This window comes from Labrenzia sp. THAF82 (assembly GCF_009363435.1).
In the GTDB taxonomy this organism is placed as follows: Bacteria; Pseudomonadota; Alphaproteobacteria; order Rhizobiales; family Stappiaceae; genus Roseibium; species Roseibium porphyridii.
On record NZ_CP045354.1, the window covers coordinates 6,099,372 to 6,115,204 of the forward strand.

At 56.6% G+C, this 15,833-nt stretch carries 18 protein-coding genes and 1 pseudogene; 5 read left to right on the forward strand and 14 right to left on the reverse strand.

All coding sequences use genetic code 11. The annotated features are described in order from the left end of the window. The first annotated feature begins 2 nt into the window (after positions 1 to 2). The 5 genes from FIV00_RS28050 to FIV00_RS28070 are packed head-to-tail and all read left to right on the forward strand — an operon-like array spanning position 3 to position 4,574. Positions 3 to 1,286: a nitrous oxide reductase family maturation protein NosD gene (locus FIV00_RS28050; protein WP_152503782.1), complete on the forward strand. Its 1,284-nt coding sequence runs from the start codon at positions 3 to 5 to the stop codon at positions 1,284 to 1,286. Then, entirely contained in the window at positions 1,283 to 2,188 is a 906-nt protein-coding gene (locus tag FIV00_RS28055) for an ABC transporter ATP-binding protein (protein WP_152503783.1), read from the forward strand. The genes FIV00_RS28050 and FIV00_RS28055 overlap by 4 nt, the downstream gene beginning before the upstream one ends. A 3-nt stretch (positions 2,189 to 2,191) precedes the next feature. Next, on the forward strand, positions 2,192 to 3,022 hold the full coding sequence (locus FIV00_RS28060) for an ABC transporter permease (protein ID WP_152503784.1): 831 nt from the start codon (positions 2,192 to 2,194) through the stop codon (positions 3,020 to 3,022). Next, the gene (locus tag FIV00_RS28065) at positions 3,019 to 3,567 is read left to right on the forward strand and encodes a nitrous oxide reductase accessory protein NosL (protein ID WP_152503785.1); all 549 of its coding nucleotides are present in this window, start codon (positions 3,019 to 3,021) and stop codon (positions 3,565 to 3,567) included. Before FIV00_RS28060 ends, FIV00_RS28065 begins: the two co-directional genes overlap by 4 nt. Continuing rightward, positions 3,564 to 4,574 (forward strand): FAD:protein FMN transferase, encoded by a 1,011-nt coding sequence (locus tag FIV00_RS28070; protein WP_152503786.1) that lies wholly within the window; start codon positions 3,564 to 3,566, stop codon positions 4,572 to 4,574. Before FIV00_RS28065 ends, FIV00_RS28070 begins: the two co-directional genes overlap by 4 nt. Before the next feature lie 67 nt (positions 4,575 to 4,641). On the opposite strand, the gene FIV00_RS28075 is transcribed toward FIV00_RS28070, so the two are convergent. From FIV00_RS28075 to FIV00_RS30405, 14 genes and pseudogenes are all read right to left on the reverse strand, one after another. Next, positions 4,642 to 5,040, reverse strand: coding sequence for a hypothetical protein (locus FIV00_RS28075; protein WP_152503787.1), 399 nt, complete (start codon positions 5,038 to 5,040; stop codon positions 4,642 to 4,644). A gap of 53 nt (positions 5,041 to 5,093) precedes the next feature. Further along, a complete protein-coding gene (locus tag FIV00_RS28080) occupies positions 5,094 to 5,342 on the reverse strand; it encodes a hypothetical protein (protein ID WP_152503788.1) in 249 nt (82 codons plus the stop codon). Between the two features lie 42 nt (positions 5,343 to 5,384). Next, positions 5,385 to 6,374, reverse strand: a complete 990-nt coding sequence (locus tag FIV00_RS28085; protein WP_152503789.1) for a cobalamin biosynthesis protein CbiX — start codon at positions 6,372 to 6,374, stop codon at positions 5,385 to 5,387. Beyond that, a complete protein-coding gene (locus FIV00_RS28090) occupies positions 6,331 to 7,863 on the reverse strand; it encodes a nitrite reductase (protein ID WP_152503790.1) in 1,533 nt (510 codons plus the stop codon). The genes FIV00_RS28085 and FIV00_RS28090 overlap by 44 nt, the downstream gene beginning before the upstream one ends. After that, a complete protein-coding gene (nirJ, locus tag FIV00_RS28095; protein WP_152503791.1) occupies positions 7,838 to 9,058 on the reverse strand; it encodes a heme d1 biosynthesis radical SAM protein NirJ in 1,221 nt (406 codons plus the stop codon). The genes FIV00_RS28090 and nirJ overlap by 26 nt, the downstream gene beginning before the upstream one ends. 3 nt (positions 9,059 to 9,061) lie before the next feature. Next, entirely contained in the window at positions 9,062 to 9,550 is a 489-nt protein-coding gene (locus tag FIV00_RS28100; RefSeq protein ID WP_152503792.1) for an Lrp/AsnC family transcriptional regulator, read from the reverse strand. Then, positions 9,547 to 10,002, reverse strand: coding sequence for an Lrp/AsnC family transcriptional regulator (locus FIV00_RS28105; RefSeq protein ID WP_152503793.1), 456 nt, complete (start codon positions 10,000 to 10,002; stop codon positions 9,547 to 9,549). The genes FIV00_RS28100 and FIV00_RS28105 overlap by 4 nt, the downstream gene beginning before the upstream one ends. Further along, positions 9,999 to 10,988, reverse strand: coding sequence for an Lrp/AsnC family transcriptional regulator (locus tag FIV00_RS28110; protein ID WP_152503794.1), 990 nt, complete (start codon positions 10,986 to 10,988; stop codon positions 9,999 to 10,001). The genes FIV00_RS28105 and FIV00_RS28110 overlap by 4 nt, the downstream gene beginning before the upstream one ends. A gap of 3 nt (positions 10,989 to 10,991) precedes the next feature. Next, on the reverse strand, positions 10,992 to 12,140 hold the full coding sequence (locus FIV00_RS28115) for a cytochrome D1 domain-containing protein (protein ID WP_152503795.1): 1,149 nt from the start codon (positions 12,138 to 12,140) through the stop codon (positions 10,992 to 10,994). Continuing rightward, complete coding sequence (locus FIV00_RS28120) at positions 12,137 to 12,442, reverse strand: cytochrome c (protein ID WP_152503796.1); 306 nt, start codon at positions 12,440 to 12,442, stop codon at positions 12,137 to 12,139. Before FIV00_RS28120 ends, FIV00_RS28115 begins: the two co-directional genes overlap by 4 nt. Further along, entirely contained in the window at positions 12,435 to 13,229 is a 795-nt protein-coding gene (gene cobA, locus FIV00_RS28125) for a uroporphyrinogen-III C-methyltransferase (RefSeq protein ID WP_152503797.1), read from the reverse strand. Before cobA ends, FIV00_RS28120 begins: the two co-directional genes overlap by 8 nt. Before the next feature lie 213 nt (positions 13,230 to 13,442). Beyond that, positions 13,443 to 13,862, reverse strand: a complete 420-nt coding sequence (locus FIV00_RS28130) for a plastocyanin/azurin family copper-binding protein (protein ID WP_173006193.1) — start codon at positions 13,860 to 13,862, stop codon at positions 13,443 to 13,445. A 57-nt stretch (positions 13,863 to 13,919) separates the two neighbouring features. Further along, positions 13,920 to 14,831 (reverse strand): ethylbenzene dehydrogenase-related protein, encoded by a 912-nt coding sequence (locus FIV00_RS30400; protein ID WP_247649454.1) that lies wholly within the window; start codon positions 14,829 to 14,831, stop codon positions 13,920 to 13,922. A 345-nt stretch (positions 14,832 to 15,176) separates the two neighbouring features. After that, positions 15,177 to 15,731, reverse strand: a pseudogene (locus tag FIV00_RS30405) (NapC/NirT family cytochrome c); the annotation flags it as partial. Positions 15,732 to 15,833 lie beyond the last annotated feature (102 nt).

The window sequence follows — 15,833 nt, forward strand, 5'->3', positions numbered from 1 at the left end:
CCATGCATCGCGTCCTGTCCAAACCGGTCGGATCAATAGCCCTTCTTTGTGCAGCTTTGCTGGTCTGCGGACCGCTTGCTGCAAAGGAATGGCTTGTCCCGGCCGAACAGGGCGCTTTGCAGGAGATCCTGAAAGATGCGCAGGCCGGGGACATTCTCCGGCTTGCGCCTGGCGACCATTCCGGCCCGGTCGAGATTGAAAAAGCGATCACGCTGGACGGAGACCAAAAGGCGCGGATCATCGGAAACGGAACCGGCAGTGTCATTACGGTGCATGTTCCAGATGTTCAGATCCTGGGCCTGACGCTTACGGGCTCCGGTTTGTCTCAGGAAACGCTCGATGCCGGCGTCAAACTGACCAAGAAAGCCCATGGTGCGGTCGTGCGTAACAACACGATCCTGGACAATCTGACGGGCGTCGATGTGCATGGAGCCAAAAACGCCATCGTCTCGAACAACCTGATTGAAGGCCGCCGCGACCTCCGCATGAACGAGCGCGGGAACGGTATCTATGTCTGGAACGCTCCGGACCTGCTGGCAGAACACAATACCATCCGTTTCGGCAGAGATGGCGTTTTCGTCAACACCAGTCACAGAGACACTTTCCGATACAATCACTTTGAAGGCCTCCGCTTCGCCATTCACTACATGCACGGCAACAGCGGAACGATTGAGGGCAACACCTCGAAGGGCAATGACATCGGCTACGCGCTGATGTTTTCCGACCGACTGACTGTCCGAAACAATGTTTCTGTTGGCGACCGCAATCATGGCCTCATGCTGAACTACGCAAACCGTGCGGTAATCACAGGCAATCAGGTCTCCGCCGGCGGTGAGAAATGCCTGTTCATGTATAATGCCAACAAGAACACCGTCACCGACAACAGTTTCGAAGGCTGCCCGATCGGTGTTCATTTCACAGCTGGTTCGGCCAAGAACGCCTTCCAGGGAAACGCATTCATCGGCAACAAGACCCAGGTCAAATATGTCGGCAGCCGCATGCTCGACTGGAGCACTGGCGGTAAAGGCAACTACTGGAGCGATCACGCTGCCTTCGACATGAATGGCGACGGCCTGGCGGACACTGCCTACCGGCCGAATGATCTGGTTGACCAGGTCCTTTGGACCCAACCTTCGGCAAAATTGCTTGTCGGCAGCCCCGCAGTTCAATTGCTTCGCTGGACCCAGTCCCAGTTTCCGGCCCTGTTGCCGGGCGGCATTGTCGACAACGCCCCTCTTATGCATCCGCCGGTTCGGCCCATGCCAAATTCGGGAGTACAGGGATGACCAGCAACTGTCTGTCTGTCCAAGGCGTCAGCAAACGCTTTTCCGCACAAAAGGCGGTGGACGACGTTTCTTTCTCGCTTGAGCCAGGAGAGCGTGTCGCACTTCTCGGTCACAACGGCGCCGGCAAAACCACGCTGTTCAAGATCGTGCTCGGATTCCTTAGAAGCGATGAGGGTGCCATTTCCATACTGGGGTCGGGTCCAGGCAGCGCACCCGCACGCAATGTTACCGCCTACCTTCCCGAAGCAGTCGCCTTTCCGCCGTCGCTGACAGGCAGAGAAGTGCTGTCGTTTTACGCCCGTCTCAAAGGGCAGCGTCCTGCGCAGGCATTGCCGCTGCTCGACAAGGTCGGGTTGTCTGATGCGTCCGGGCGCCGCGTTGGAACCTATTCCAAGGGCATGCGTCAACGACTTGGACTGGCACAGGCCCTTATCGGCAAGCCTCGGCTGGTGTTGCTTGACGAACCGACGACCGGACTTGATCCCATTTCCCGCCAGACCGTTTATGAGCTCATTGGCGAGATTGCTGACCAGGGCGCAACTGTCCTGTTGTCATCCCATGCCCTGACCGAGCTTGAGGCCCGAACAGATCGAATCCTGATTATGTCCAAAGGCCGTCTTGTCGCCGATGACGCACTCAGCAAATTGCGCGAGCAGGCAGGTTTGCCAATCCGGATGAAAATCTGGACAAAACCCGGTGCCGTTCAGGAAGTTGCTGCACAACTCGGCGGAGGCCGCATGAACGGACGCTCTGTGGAATTCGACTGTGGTCTTGACGACAAGATCAAAGCTCTCACCACCATCAGCGCCCTTGGAAGTCTGGTTGAGGATATCGATGTGCATGCGCCCAGCCTTGACGACGTCTATCGGCACTTTTCAAAAAACGCGCAAAAGGAGACCTAAGCGATGTTCTCCAGGATCTGGACCATTGCCATTCAGGAAATCAGGATCGGCATCCGCAACAGGTGGATCCTGCTTGCAACACTGATCCTTGCGGTTTTCTCACTTGCCCTGGCGCTTCTCGGATCGGCGCCGGCAGGAACGCTCGGGGTCGATCGACTGACCATCACCGTCGCATCGCTGGCCAGCCTCTCTGTCTACCTTGTTCCTCTGATCGCCCTCCTGCTTGCCTTTGATGCGATTTGCGGAGAGATCGACCGTGGCACGCTGCTGATGACGTTGTCCTGTCCCATTTCCCGGACCGAGTTTCTGGCCGGCAAGGCACTTGGTCATACGCTCGTGCTGACCTTTGCGCTCGTGATAGGCTATGGTCTGACCGCAGCACTTCTCGTCACCCTGGGTGCCGGGTCCGTTGCAGGTCTGCCCGATTTTGCACGTCTGATCGCAACCTCCGTGTTGCTGGGCGTTTCCTTTCTTGCCATTGGCTATGTCCTGAGCGCACTGACCCGGCAACCAGGAACAGCAGCTGCCGCAGCAATTGCCGCGTGGTTGATCATGGTCGTGCTTTACGATCTGGCGCTGCTTGGAGCACTTGTCGCCAACCCCGGAGGAACCTTTGCCTCCGATCTCTTTCCTTATGCGGTTCTACTGAACCCGGCGGACGCGTTCCGGCTGTTCAACCTTGCCGCACTTGGCGCGAGTGAACTGGTTGGCGGTATGGCCGGCGTATCTGACTCTCTGCCCTTCGACCCGGCCTTCGCGCTTGTTTCCCTGACGGCTTTCGCCGCTCTGGCACTTGGCCTGTCAGCCTTGCTCATTCGGAGAATAACACCATGAGAAAACAGATACTTGCATTCACAGCAGCCTGTCTTCTCGCGGCCTGCCAGGAAGACGTCCAGATCGCCAAACCTGATGCGATCACGCTTACGCCCGAAGCTGCCGGCCATTATTGTCAGATGACCGTTCTGGAACACACCGGACCCAAGGCGCAAATCCATCTGACAGATATGCCTTTCCCGTTCTGGTTTACCCAGGTTCGAGATGCAGTGGCGTTCAAATTGTCGCCGGAAGAACCTAAAAACATTGCCGCGATCTATGTGAATGATATGGACAAGGCAAAGAGCTGGGAGGAGCCAGGATTTGATAATTGGATCGAAGCCGAGAAGGCCTGGTTTGTTGTCGAAAGCAAACAGGCCGGTGGAATGGGGGCGCCCGAAACGATCCCGTTCGGTACTGAAGAGGGTGCAAAAGCATTCGCGGAGACAAATGGAGGCCGCGTCCTTCGCCTTGCTGATATCCCGGCTGAATACGTTCTTGCACCGGTCGAACTCTCGTCAGCCTCACAACTGAAGAGAAATGAAATTGAAGGGGTGCAGCGATGAGCCGGTCCAATGCTGCATCCAGGCCGTTGAGCCGCCGCCGTTTCATCGCCATAAGTGCTGCCGCGACTGCCGGATTGGTCATTCCTCTGCGAGGGGCCAGTGCTGAGCCCACTCTTCACACATGGCGAGGGATCGCACTTGGTGCGAAAGCGGAAATCAATCTGCTGCACACCGACGCAGACAGAGCCCGGCGCTTGTTTTCTTCGATTGAAGGAGAGATCAGACGGCTGGAAGGCATATTCAGTCTCTACCAACCAGACAGCGAATTGAACCGTCTGAACAGCACGGGACTGTTGTTCGCCCCGTCTTTGGAAATGCTGGAAATCCTCAGTCTGTCGCAAAGGCTGCACCGGGCGACGAAAGGTGCCTTCGATCCAACTGTTCAGCCTCTGTGGAGCCACTATGCGCGGCAGGTTGCTGGAAATCAGACAAGTGATTTCGCTGCAGCGTTCGCATGTGTCGGTTTCAATCACGTCCAGATCCAGCCGGACGAAATCAAGTTTGGTAAGTCCGGTATGGCAATGACACTCAACGGCATTGCGCAGGGTTTCGTCACCGACCGCATCACCGCACTTCTGGAACGAGAAAGCTGCGGGGACATAGTGGTGGAAATCGGCGAAATTGCAGCGCGCGGGACTCCTTTCACAAGGAAGCAACGGGAAGAAACCGGATGGCCGGTCACCCTTCGTCCCGACCCGTCTTTGATCGACGCACAGGCAGACATACATCTAGCCAACGCTGCGGTTGCGAGTTCGGCACGGCTAGGGACGACATTCGACCAGAGTGGATCGCGTTCACACATTCTGGATCCAAGAAACGGCCATCCAGTCGATACCGGCCTTGCCGCGACAAGCGTCGTCGCCCCCAGTGCGGCCTTGGCGGACGGACTGTCGACGGCTGCCCTCGTCTGCGGTGAAACCCAATTGCGACAAGCATTGACCGGTTTCCAAAAGGCACGTGCATTCATCGTGCGGGAAGACAGGTCCACAACCTGGCTGGCAACATAACAACTCGTGAAAACGAGACGGCTACGCAGGTCCGCAATCTTTTCTTGGGTGTCAATTTGTATGACAGCTATCCACGCAACGCGATGCCGCTTGCAACCTTCGCAATCACGGCCCAGACAATCGTTCTGAACATCATGGCCACGACCGTCCTGAACTCGTATGCGCCACCCAACATCACGTGCAAGACAAAAGCGGTGAGCACCATTGCCGTGCCTGCAAAGATGGCAATCGACAGCCAATACGCCCAGCGGCGGCGTTGCAACAGTCCATAGCCTGCGACTACATATGAGAAGCCGGCAAGGAAATTGAACCACAGCACAAAATGAACAACGTTTCCGGCCGCCTCCATGGCTGCACTACCACCGAAAAGAACAATTCCGCCTGACAGGACAGTCATGAGGCCGAAGACAATCGCAAAGAGTGCAACAAAAGCTGAAGCGGGACGTTTGGACTGTGTATCCGTCATGGTCAGCTCCCTGTCGGAACGAAAAATCTGTGATCCTTTGTAACTTTCGAGCGTCAGTCCGAACGTTGATTGCCGTCTGCTTCATCCATCAGCCCGCGCACCCATTTTGCGGCCGCCCAGGTTGCCGGAATTCCAAGGGGTATACTGATCCAGATCGATGTGAGCGGCGACAGGACGGGCAAGCCGAAAGACTTGCCCATCAGGCTCAGCAAAAAAAGATTGATGGCAACGGCGGCGGCGGAGAAAGGATAGAGCACAACTGCCAGTTTCCTTACCGACCAGGTTCCGTCAGTCTGTGTCATTGGGCCTTTCCCTTTCGAGGTGACTGGCGAACTGCTCGCATCTCAAACACGTTGCGGCGCATTCACACCGTCCTTGCGACGGGTTGCCCAAGGCCAGGAGCAACGGTTCCGAACAGCTGCTTTGATCTTTTGGAGCATCGTTACGAAACGCGACCCTGCTGGTGCAGCCGAGTAACGCGCAGCCTTATCAATCGTGTTCGCTTCAACCCCGTCTCTTGTTTGCCCTTCGATTGAAGATACCGGAGGTGGCGAGAAACTGACGGCGAGACGAGATCGATCCATCGGATCAAAACCATAAGTTCTGCGCCAAGCATTCTTGAGGCTTTGCGCAATCAAACCTGGTACGAACGCGGCCTCGCCGATGGAAGGCAGAAGCACGCCTTGAAAACGGCCTTCTTCCAGCTCCTGCGGGATATCGACAGTCAAATGTGGTCCCGTCCCGGCAAGAAATGGCAGCAACAGAGTTCTGGGCGTGCTGAACCTTGCGACCCTTGCCAGAAATGGATCCTGTGCAAGAAAACCCGTACGGATCTTCTTTTTAAATGGTGTCAGGCGCTGCAATCTGCGCGCAAAATACAATGCACACTCTGCTGCAGCCGGTCCGGTTTCAGAACCGTGTGCAGCTATCATGATGTCACATGAGTTGAAGCACCATCCGCGCTGCTCAGCTTCCTGTTTCAGCAATTTGAACGATTGATGCGGCAGACCGGGAAAAGTTCCGAGAGGTGAAAGCTGATGCACTTTGCGATCACCAAGACGGTCGGGCAGCGCTTTTTTCGTGAACCAGCCATCGGCCATGAAAACCGGCAAAACGTAAGGCACACCGGTAAACGTATCCAGTTGCTGCTCCAGAATACCTGGAGCTGCAAGAGTGGCCGAGCGTATTGTCCAGCCCGGAAGGACATGCGCTATTCTTTCAGCCAGAGCACTGAGCTGATCCTCACCCGCTTGCGGATCCAGAGGCTGCCCATGCGCGACGATTATCGCTTCAGTGACTGGTCCCTTCGGAGAAGGTGATCTTGTTCCAGACATTGTATTTCCCAGAAGGTTTACGCATCGGCAAACGCCGGACTTCCTCTAAAGTTTCGGCGTCGTAGATGATCACCGCACCGTCATCCTCCCAGACAGAGACAAGTGCATGGCTGCCATCACGCGTGAATTCGACATGGGCAACCGTGGCTCCTTCGACAGGGCGGAGTGTCTTCACGATTTCAAGACTTTCCTTGTCGATGACATGCATGACGTCCTTGTTCGGACCGAAAAACACATCCACCCAGACATAGCGCGAGTTCTCGTGACTGCGCATGAAGAAGCCGGGTCCAAGCGTTTCGATCCGCTTTACGGTTTTCCATGTCGTCATGTCGATGACGGTGACTGCGCCGTCCTTCAGGTGCGGCGTTGCCATGACTGTGGTGTCACCATGTTTCCATGTAATTCCGGATCCAAGATGCGGCATGCCAGGCAAATCAAGGTCAGCGGTCTTCTGCCCGATGACAAGATCAATAACCTGTCCCCCTTCACCACTGCGGGATGCGCCCATGACGTATTCGTAGCTCTGGTCAAAAAAGAAGTCGTCCAGATAGTCCGGTGTCGTGATCTTGCGGATCGGGAACGGGTCTTCGCTCTTGATCGGTCCCTCGCTACGCCAATCGTGTGCAAACCCCATCTGTGGTGGGTTCGGGCCGTAGAAGACTTCCCAGATTTCCGGAACATCCTTAAGCGCGAGCACGAAGCTTTCGCGTGGCGGAGCCTGATAGACAGCAGAAATTCGGCTGGGTGTGCCATCCTTGCCTTTGACAGTTTGCACCTTCGCCACGCTCAGATCGTCCGTTGAAAGGATCGTCAGCGAGTTCGGAAGATAGTTGGCGACCGCCAACCACTTGCCATCGTGCGAGATGGCGATGTTGCGGCTGTTCAGGCCTGCTCGGATGCGACCGACTTCCTGAAGCGCATAGAGGTCGTATTTCTGCACCCACCCGTCGCGCGACATGATGAAAACAAAGCGTCCGTTCGGTGAGAACTTCGGTCCGCCGTGAACCGCGAACGGTGTCTCGAAACGATCAAGCGTTTCAAAGGTATCACCATCCAGAACACTGACGTGATGATCGCCGGTCTCCACCGCAAGTGTGATGTTCATCGGATCGGATGACCAGATCGGGGTTTCAACGGACTTGTAGTCCTCGTTCATCACGCGGCTGGACATGATTTCAGCTTCACCCCAGGGAGGCACGTCTGCCAGGGGCTGTTTCAGAAAGGCAGCAAGTTCGTCGATTTGCTCGCTGCTCAGTATTTCACTGAACGCAGGCATCTGCGTTGCTTCCCGGCCGTCACGTATGACTGAGACGAGATTGGGACCACGCATGCGACCCAGCGTTTGCGGGATCAGAGCCGGCCCCAACCCGCCCAGCCGTTCAGCGCCGTGGCACTCCTGACAGTTTTCGACATAGTTCTGCATCGGGTCCGCCATCGGTGCAGTCAATGTCAGGGCCAGAACGCTAAGCGAAACGATGAGCCGGGTCATGGCGTTTTCCTCGGAATGGTGTCACGGTGAGACGTTCTAAACCTTCTCCGTCCGTGCCGATTTCTGCGTCGCTGAGATAACAGGCAGGGTCTTCAGCCCACGGGTCCCCCGTTACCTGCAGCGCGCGAATGCGGGTGTTGCCACCGCAGACGTTCTTGAACGCACAGGCTCCGCAACGGCCCTTAAGCGGCCGGGGCCGTGTTCTGAGCTGCGCCAGCATGGCGTCGCTGCCTGTCCAGAGTTTCGAAAAGGGATCCGTTTTCACACTGCCGATCGTGTAGTCGGACCAATATGTATCCGGATGCACATTGCCGAGCGTGTCGATATTCGCGACACCCAGACCGGAAGAATTGCCGCCCCAGGCTATCAGGTGCTCTTTAATATGCGCGGCAGTCTCCGCTCCGAACCGTTCTCTCACCCAGTTCAGGAAATAGACAGCATCCGCATCATTGTTCCCGGTGACGATGTCTAGAGGTGTGCCTCCGTCGACACCTTCCCAGGCCCGCGCCAGCAGCAGGTCCATCGCCCAGCGCGACCGTTTGTGCTCGGCATCTTCGCCGCGGTGCTTGTCACCCCGGCCCGCATAGACCAGATGGGACAGATAAAACTTGTCGACACCCTCGTCATCGCAAAGGCGCAAAAGGTCCGGAAGACTGGTAAAATTGCCCTCCGTCAGCGTAAAGCGCAGTCCCACCTTGATCCCACGTGCCTTGCATTCACGCACACCGCGAAGGGCGTCTTGAAATGCTCCATTGACACCTCGGAACCAGTCGTTGGTCTTGCCTATCCCGTCGATCGAAATTCCAACGTAGTCAAAGCCGATTTCGGCAACCTTGTCGGCCGCCTCACCGTGCAGTTTTGTTCCGTTGGTCGACAGCGCAAGCATACGCACCAGCTTGCGAGCGCGTGCTGCAATATCGAACAGATCGCGCCGATCGAGCGGTTCGCCACCTGACAGAATGAGCGCCGGAATACGGAAGCGACCGAGATCTTCCAGGGTTTCCATGGCCTGCCCGGCCGTCAGTTCTCCCGGGAAGTCAACGTCGGCGGAAACCGTGTAGCAGTGCCGGCATTTCAAATTGCAGCGACGTGTGAGGTTCCAGATCACAACAGGCTTGACCGGCCCTGTCCCGCGCGGACCTTTGACCGGCGTTGGGTCGTTGATCTGATGCATGTATTCAGACAGCCGAAACATGGCTCAGCCTTCCTTCCTGCGGAGACGCATTCCGGTCTTTTTCAGGATGCGGGTGGAAAACAGAATGTCGCTTGCCCGGCATGTGTCGCCCAGCAGTTCAGCGACCTGATCACGCTTTGCAAGCACCTCGTCACGATCAGCTCCGTGCACCATTGCAAATAGATTGTATGGCCAATCCGGCAATGCCCGCGGGCGGCGATAGCTGTGGGTGACGAAATCAAGTGCACCGACCTTTGGTCCGATGTCGTCGACGATTTCATCGTCAACATCCCAAACAGTCATGCCATTGGCGGTCATTCCAAGCCGGTAGTGATTGGGAGCAGCACCGATCCGGCGAATGACACCGAGTTTCTTGAGACGCTTCAGACGCTCCAGGACATCGTCTTCGCTCAGACCAAGCGTCTGCGCGAGCACGGCAAAGGGAGCAGGGACCAGAGGCAAGCCTGCCTGCGTCGCTTCAACAATTGCCCTGTCGGTCGGATTTAAGGTCATGCGTTTACCCGGAAACCTATGAAGAACTCGCGCTCTTTCGGAAACTGCAGGACCTTCAAACCGGTCTCCTGCTCTATTGCACCGGCAGTCTCGCGAATAGCCGAGCGGCTTTCCGTTGCCAGCACGAACCACATGTTCAGTTTGTGGTCGCGTTCATAATTATGCGCCACTTCGGGGTGAGCATTGACTTTGGTTAAAACCTCTTCGAAACACTCCTGAGGCACCGCCATGGCACACAGGCAAAATGCACCACCAAGAGCTTCGGCATCGAAAAACGGACCGAAACGGGTCAGCAGTCCCTCATCTCTCAGATGTCTGATACGGTCGACAACATCGCCCTCGGCAATCCCGAGTTCATCTGCCAACGTCGCGAAGGGACGGGAAGTGAGCGGAAGGTCATCCTGAAGACGATTTATAAGCTGTCTGTCCAGATCCGTGAGTTCACCGGTCATGCCGCAGCTCCCGAGCGAGCAATCATCGCGCCGGTCTGCTTGAAGCACCGGCTGGAAAAGAGTGTCTTGAACTTCACACCCTGCAGCTCGGGGAGGCCGCTTGCCTCTGTCAAAGTATCGAGTGCAAGGCGCCGGCTCTGTGCGTGGATCATGCAATAAAGGCGATAAGGCCAGACATTTTCGACCGGACGGCGTTCGTAACAAAGCGTCACGCCGGGAAGCGCGGCGAGCGCAGGGCCGGCCGCATCGATCCGCTCAGAGGAGATGTCCCAGACTACCATCGCATTCGATCGCCAGCCGAGTGCCCTATGCCGCACAATGACGCCCAGGCGGGAAATTATGCCCGCCTCCTGCAGTTCCTTCACCCGGTCCAGAACGTCTTGTTCGCTGCGTTCCAGATTTGCAGCGATGTCACCGAAAGGGCGTGAACTGAGCGGCATTCCAGTTGTCAGCGCTTGGAGAATGTCGCTGTCGCCCTCTTTCAGGCGACGGAGGTCAACCGGACGAGCGACCGGAGTTTTTCGCGAATTGCCCCTAAGCTTGAATCCAAGATCGACATTAAAGGGTCGAACCAGGGGCAAATCGAGGACAACCAGACCAGTCTCGTTCCGGATCTCATCCAGGACCGCATCGATATGGTCGCGGTTCGGTCCGGTTGCGACAAACCAGAGATTCCAATGGTTCTCGCGCAAATATGAGTGGTTGACACCCACACGACTGCCAACGAATTCGGCAACCTGCTCGAGGACTTCGTCTGGAGCTGAAAGTGCCGCCAAGGTGCTGGCCGAGACCGTGTTTGGGGCGCAAGTCGCGCCGACCCGCGTGATCCGTCCGCTTGCGCGCAACACATCCAGTCGTTTCAACACCTCTTCCTCAGGGCAACCGATGACGGAGCCGATCACCGAGAAGGGGCGTGGGTCCAGAGGAAAATCGCGTTGCCAGTCATCCAGCAGCGTGATGTCGGTCGCGTCGCCTATTCGTTCCATGGTTCAAAGTCCCGTCTTGTGGGCCCGGGAGGTGAAGAAAATCCCGGACGGGCTTTCTGCGTCGATTTCGGCAAGTTTCTCGAATGTGTGCGTGTCGTAGATCATCACCTTTCCGGCATCGCGCACCGAAACCCAGACCTCGTGTCCGCGTGGTGTGAATTCCATATGAAGGACGGCAGGGCCGGGTTTGAACTCATGAATGATCTCTTTGCTGGGTGTGTCGATCACCTGGATAGTGTCGTTGAGAGGGTGGGCAAAGTTGACCCAAACCTGGCGACCGTCTGGCCGGGACATCGCAAAGACCGGTTGTCCATAAGTTTCGGTTCGACCGGTTTCGGTCAGGTCGTCGGCATTGATCCAAAGCACCTGGTGATGGCCGACCGCCGGCAAGACAAACTCGCGTCCGGCACGCGCCCACCCTTCAAGATGCGGCATCTTATAGACGGGCATTTCCTGCTGACCGCGACCGTATTCAGGCAGAACCCGAATAGGTTTGGGGTTGTCGTCCCAAAGGTCGATTGCCGTCAGTCCATCTTCACCGAAAAGGCCAGTGATATAGAGACGGCCATCATCGGTGACCAGGGCGTCATAGGGATTGGTGCCAACACCCGTGACCTTGGTGATCTGCGGTTTCCCGGCCGACAGATCGGCGATCCAGGTCTCGCCATCATCCCACAGGGTGAACACAAACCGTTTCCCGGGTGCATCCACCAGGCCGATCGTTTTGGAACCCGTCGGAATATCGGCAACCAGATCCAGCGTATCGGCATCGAAGATCCGCACGCCTCCCGGCTCATAGTTGGAAACAGCAACAAGCGAACCGTCATCGGAGATCGCACCGCCTATTGCATTGCCGGACTGGACAACGCGGTTGGCGATCTTGCGCTCGACGATATCGACCTTCGTCAGTCCACCATCACGGCCGAACACATAGGCGTAGCGTTGATCCGGTGAATAGACCAGGCTGGCATGCGAAAGATCGCCAAGGCCGGAGATCCGCGTCAGCATTTTTCTTTCAGATTGATCGACGAGCAATAGAGATCCCGAAGCCCGTTCGACAACCAGGCCAAGATCGCCTGTCGCGAGGATGGTTTCGGCGTGAACACTACCTGTCATCACGAGCGCCACGAGCGCATTGGCGATCCATTTCATTTCAATTCTCCTTGCAGGAGGTACTCAGCGATCTTCTTCGCCTCTGTCTCGCTCATCAAAGGCCGCCACGGCGGCATGGCAGTGCCCTGGATACCGTCCAGAACGACTTCGGAGAGGGTCTCGACGTCATAGTGGGAAAGCGCATCGGGACGGATGTCCGGCCCAAGGCCACCCTTCAGTGTGAGGCCATGGCAGGACCCACAATCCTGATGCACCAGTCTGATCAACGCATCGGGGGAATTGTGCTCGTCGGCAATCGCCGCACTGCAGAAAAAAAGACCAATGGCAACAAGTCTAAGCATGAGCGCGCTGCCCTGCGGCAGCCGGCTCTACCGCATCTATATGGTCCGAGGTCACGGCAGGCCATTCGGCACACAGTGTAACGACCTTGCCGATGACAAAGAGCACTGGCGCTTTCAATTCCGCGTCACGGACATCAAGTGCAACCTGACCAAGGCGGGAGAACAACCGCGTTTCGCGCGGTGTTGTTGCGTTGGCAATCGCCATGACAGGCGTTGATTCACTCAGACCCTCAGCAACAAGTCTGAGCGCTATTTGGCCAATATTCGCGACGCCCATGTACACGACCAGTGTCGTTTCTTCGCTGGCTAAGCTTTTCCAATCAAGGTCCAGCGTTCCATTGGCCTGACGATGGCCGGTCACGTAGCGCACACCTGTTGCGAGCCCGCGATGCGTCAACGGCACCCCAGACGCAGAAGCGGCCCCTTGCGCGGCGGTGATGCCCGGAGCGTATTCGACCAAAATACCGTTTGCCTGCAGGTGAGCTGCTTCTTCAGACCCGCGCCCGAATATCAGCGGATCTCCACCCTTGAGGCGCGCCACGGTCAAACCTCGTGACGCAAGTTCTGCGAGGATTTCGTTGATTCTTTCCTGGGGTACAGGGTGGTGGTCTGGTGATTTTCCAACCGAAACACGCTCGGCCGTTTTAGGTGCAAGCGCCAGCACTTCCGGTGAGACGAGACGGTCATAAACCACGGCATCAGCTTGCTGAAGCATGCGTACGGCGCGCATTGTGAGGAGGTCCGGATCTCCGGGGCCGGCTCCAATAAGAAAGACTTTTCCCGTCATTGAGAGACCTCGCTTCTGCTGAATACTGCCGGACGCTTCAGTTCTGTGCGAAGCGCCGGGGGCACCTGTCGTTTGCAGAAAGGGACGCGTTGGCTCGGCAATGACAGTAATGATCGGCGCTTCGCAGAAGTATGATTGCTCGTTTTGGCCCCGAACTGATTGACAATAGTCAAGGTCAACCAGTTCTAATCGAGCATTTTTTCATTTTTTTATTCAAGGACTTACAGTTATCATGCCGATCATTTCCTGAGTTTCCCAATGGGGCCCGCACAAATAGGTCTGGTCACCCGGGGTCAGGAACGTGAATTCGAATGTCTCTTCGGGAAAGAGGCGATCGGATTCAGGCTCGCCTTCGTCCTTGAGGATAAGGCTGTGGCTGGTGCGTTTGTCTACATTAACCCAGCGGACTGTCGTCCCGACAGGGACTGTCAGGTCCTGCGGGCAGAACCGATACTTGTACATCGTGACAACCGTCACCCCTTCTTCTTCCGATGAGGGATGCCCGAACAGTTCTGTGTATCGGCTTTCTGCTTCGTCACAGAGTGCCTTCAATTCGGCATCCTCAGCGCAAGCCGGAAGGGTGAGCATGACAGACACCAGAATTGCTGGAACACCGCAGGCTTGAACAAACATATGTATTCTCCCTGACTGAAGTGGTCGGGGCGGCGAATTCTCGCCGCCCCGAAACCGTTACTGCTTGGTCACGTTGATTTGCGCCGTGTCGTCATCCAGAGCGAGGCTGGTATTCAACGTCACATGGTGAAACCGCGCCGCGGCGTAGTCATCATGTATGGCAAAGCCAACCGTATAGGTCTTGCCAGGTTCCAGCGGGATGTCTCCTGGAGCTCCTGAATTCAGGGGTCTTGAGAAAACAACCGTCCAGATCCCCGCCGAAAGGTTCGCTTCCGCAGACATCTCGCCATCATTGACGATCCGGCGCTCCAGAAGATAGCCATTGCTCGAGGTTCCATCCGCATAGACACGCAACAGGTCCAGATAGGTCCCATCTTCAAACAGCTGGCTGATTTCGTCAGCGCTTTTCAGTTTGTCCCAACCGCCCTGCGCTTTGCCACGCCGGCCTTTGACTTCGACCTTTGTGCGGCTTTCGGTCAGATACTTCGTAATCGTGTCAGTTGCTTCCAGTCGGCCCGCGACGTCGGCATTACCAGCAATGGCCTCAGCACCCGGGTCAAATGGCATGTAGGTGTTGTCCGCATGACAAGAGGCCCAACAACCTGTAGTCTCGCCCATTTCGATCCCCGTGCCGGCGATCATCATGGCGACCTTGACCTGGTTGTCCGGATCCATCTTCCCACCGTCTACAAACGGGGCGGGATTGTGTGGAGCATCGGGCCACTGAACACGTACATATAGATTTTCATCATCATGTGCGGCCTGGATTGTTGTGTTGATAATCCCACGTTTCCCCGGAATGGGCGTCGGTTCGGTTTCACCGCCAGCAACAATCTTGTTGCCGATCGCCTCCAGTTCCGCTGCATGGCAGGTCATGCAGGAATCGCCGCCTTTCGTCAGCGGCCGCGCTCCGCCATGGGTCTTTCCGTTCTGGACCCATTCGAACGAGGCCTGTCCCGGATAGAACATCGTCAAATCCGCTGCTGGAACAGCGTTCCAGTCAACATTGGCTGCAACAGTTCCCGTCGCGGCACCGGTATCTGCAGCACTGCCACCATCAGTGTCTGTGCCGGAATTGGCCGCCTTGGCCTTTTCTTCTGCGACAGCGGCTTCAACAGCTGCTGCGATCTGGGCCTGAACAGCTTCCTGCTGAGCCTTTTGCGCAGCCTTGGCAGTAGCGGCCTCATCCGCCTCCTTGGCGACAATGCGCTCCAGGCTGACGATATACTCGTGCGGAACCTCGCGTTTGAAAGCTGGGTTCGGCGCTTCGAGATTTTCCAGATAGTCTTCTTCAGCGCGATCCCGGAGATCGGAGTGTGCAATGCCCTTATGACAGTCGATGCATGTCTGACCGGCTTCCATGGCGTTCAGGTGCTGCTGTCTTGCCCTTGGTCTTTGGAACTCGGGCATCATGGATTCAAAATCATGGCAGTTGCGGCATTCGCGCGAATCGTTGGCCTTCATGCGCTCCCACTCGTTCATCGCGAGTTCAAGGCGCTTGGCTTCGAATTTTTCCGGCGTGTTGATCGTCCCGACCATCTTGCCCCAAAGCTCTTTGGTCGCCTGTACCTTGCGAATAATCTTGTGGGTCCAGTCTTTCGGCACATGGCAATCAGAGCACATGGCACCGACACCCGACCGGTTCACATCGTGAATGGTTCCCTTGTATTCTTCATAGACGTAGTCCCGCATCTCGTGGCAGGAAATACAGAATTGCTTGGTGTTCGTGGCTTCCATTGCGGTGTTGAAGCCACCCCAGAAAATGATGCCGCCGACAAACACTGCCGCAACACCCCCGATCGGCATGCCCCATAGAAGGTATCTGCGCCAGATCGGCTTTTTCTTGTCACCTTGGCTGCTCTCAGTCATGTCCAGGCTCCGTTTTCATGTTTCTCCGCCAGCCGGCTGAGCGCTGGCAGCGATCTGATTGCAGGATGCAGGGAACGTTTCCGAGTTTCCGGGCGACCATCC

What these genes read in the sequence shown, in the direction of transcription:
- FIV00_RS30400 (WP_247649454.1), bottom strand. Translation starts at nt 14,831, where the DNA reads ATGTTCTATCCGGGACAGGCCTCGTTCGAATGGGTCCAGAACGGAAAG.
- FIV00_RS28110 (WP_152503794.1), bottom strand. Translation starts at nt 10,988, where the DNA reads ATGGAACGAATAGGCGACGCGACCGACATCACGCTGCTGGATGACTGG.
- FIV00_RS28060 (WP_152503784.1), top strand. Translation starts at nt 2,192, where the DNA reads ATGTTCTCCAGGATCTGGACCATTGCCATTCAGGAAATCAGGATCGGC.
- cobA (WP_152503797.1), bottom strand. Translation starts at nt 13,229, where the DNA reads ATGACGGGAAAAGTCTTTCTTATTGGAGCCGGCCCCGGAGATCCGGAC.
- nirJ (WP_152503791.1), bottom strand. Translation starts at nt 9,058, where the DNA reads ATGTTTCGGCTGTCTGAATACATGCATCAGATCAACGACCCAACGCCG.
- FIV00_RS28130 (WP_173006193.1), bottom strand. Translation starts at nt 13,862, where the DNA reads ATGTTTGTTCAAGCCTGCGGTGTTCCAGCAATTCTGGTGTCTGTCATG.
- FIV00_RS28075 (WP_152503787.1), bottom strand. Translation starts at nt 5,040, where the DNA reads ATGACGGATACACAGTCCAAACGTCCCGCTTCAGCTTTTGTTGCACTC.
- FIV00_RS28085 (WP_152503789.1), bottom strand. Translation starts at nt 6,374, where the DNA reads ATGTCTGGAACAAGATCACCTTCTCCGAAGGGACCAGTCACTGAAGCG.
- FIV00_RS28100 (WP_152503792.1), bottom strand. Translation starts at nt 9,550, where the DNA reads ATGACCTTAAATCCGACCGACAGGGCAATTGTTGAAGCGACGCAGGCA.
- FIV00_RS28065 (WP_152503785.1), top strand. Translation starts at nt 3,019, where the DNA reads ATGAGAAAACAGATACTTGCATTCACAGCAGCCTGTCTTCTCGCGGCC.
- FIV00_RS28105 (WP_152503793.1), bottom strand. Translation starts at nt 10,002, where the DNA reads ATGACCGGTGAACTCACGGATCTGGACAGACAGCTTATAAATCGTCTT.
- FIV00_RS28115 (WP_152503795.1), bottom strand. Translation starts at nt 12,140, where the DNA reads ATGAAATGGATCGCCAATGCGCTCGTGGCGCTCGTGATGACAGGTAGT.
- FIV00_RS28070 (WP_152503786.1), top strand. Translation starts at nt 3,564, where the DNA reads ATGAGCCGGTCCAATGCTGCATCCAGGCCGTTGAGCCGCCGCCGTTTC.
- FIV00_RS28050 (WP_152503782.1), top strand. Translation starts at nt 3, where the DNA reads ATGCATCGCGTCCTGTCCAAACCGGTCGGATCAATAGCCCTTCTTTGT.
- FIV00_RS28080 (WP_152503788.1), bottom strand. Translation starts at nt 5,342, where the DNA reads ATGACACAGACTGACGGAACCTGGTCGGTAAGGAAACTGGCAGTTGTG.
- FIV00_RS28120 (WP_152503796.1), bottom strand. Translation starts at nt 12,442, where the DNA reads ATGCTTAGACTTGTTGCCATTGGTCTTTTTTTCTGCAGTGCGGCGATT.
- FIV00_RS28055 (WP_152503783.1), top strand. Translation starts at nt 1,283, where the DNA reads ATGACCAGCAACTGTCTGTCTGTCCAAGGCGTCAGCAAACGCTTTTCC.
- FIV00_RS28090 (WP_152503790.1), bottom strand. Translation starts at nt 7,863, where the DNA reads ATGACCCGGCTCATCGTTTCGCTTAGCGTTCTGGCCCTGACATTGACT.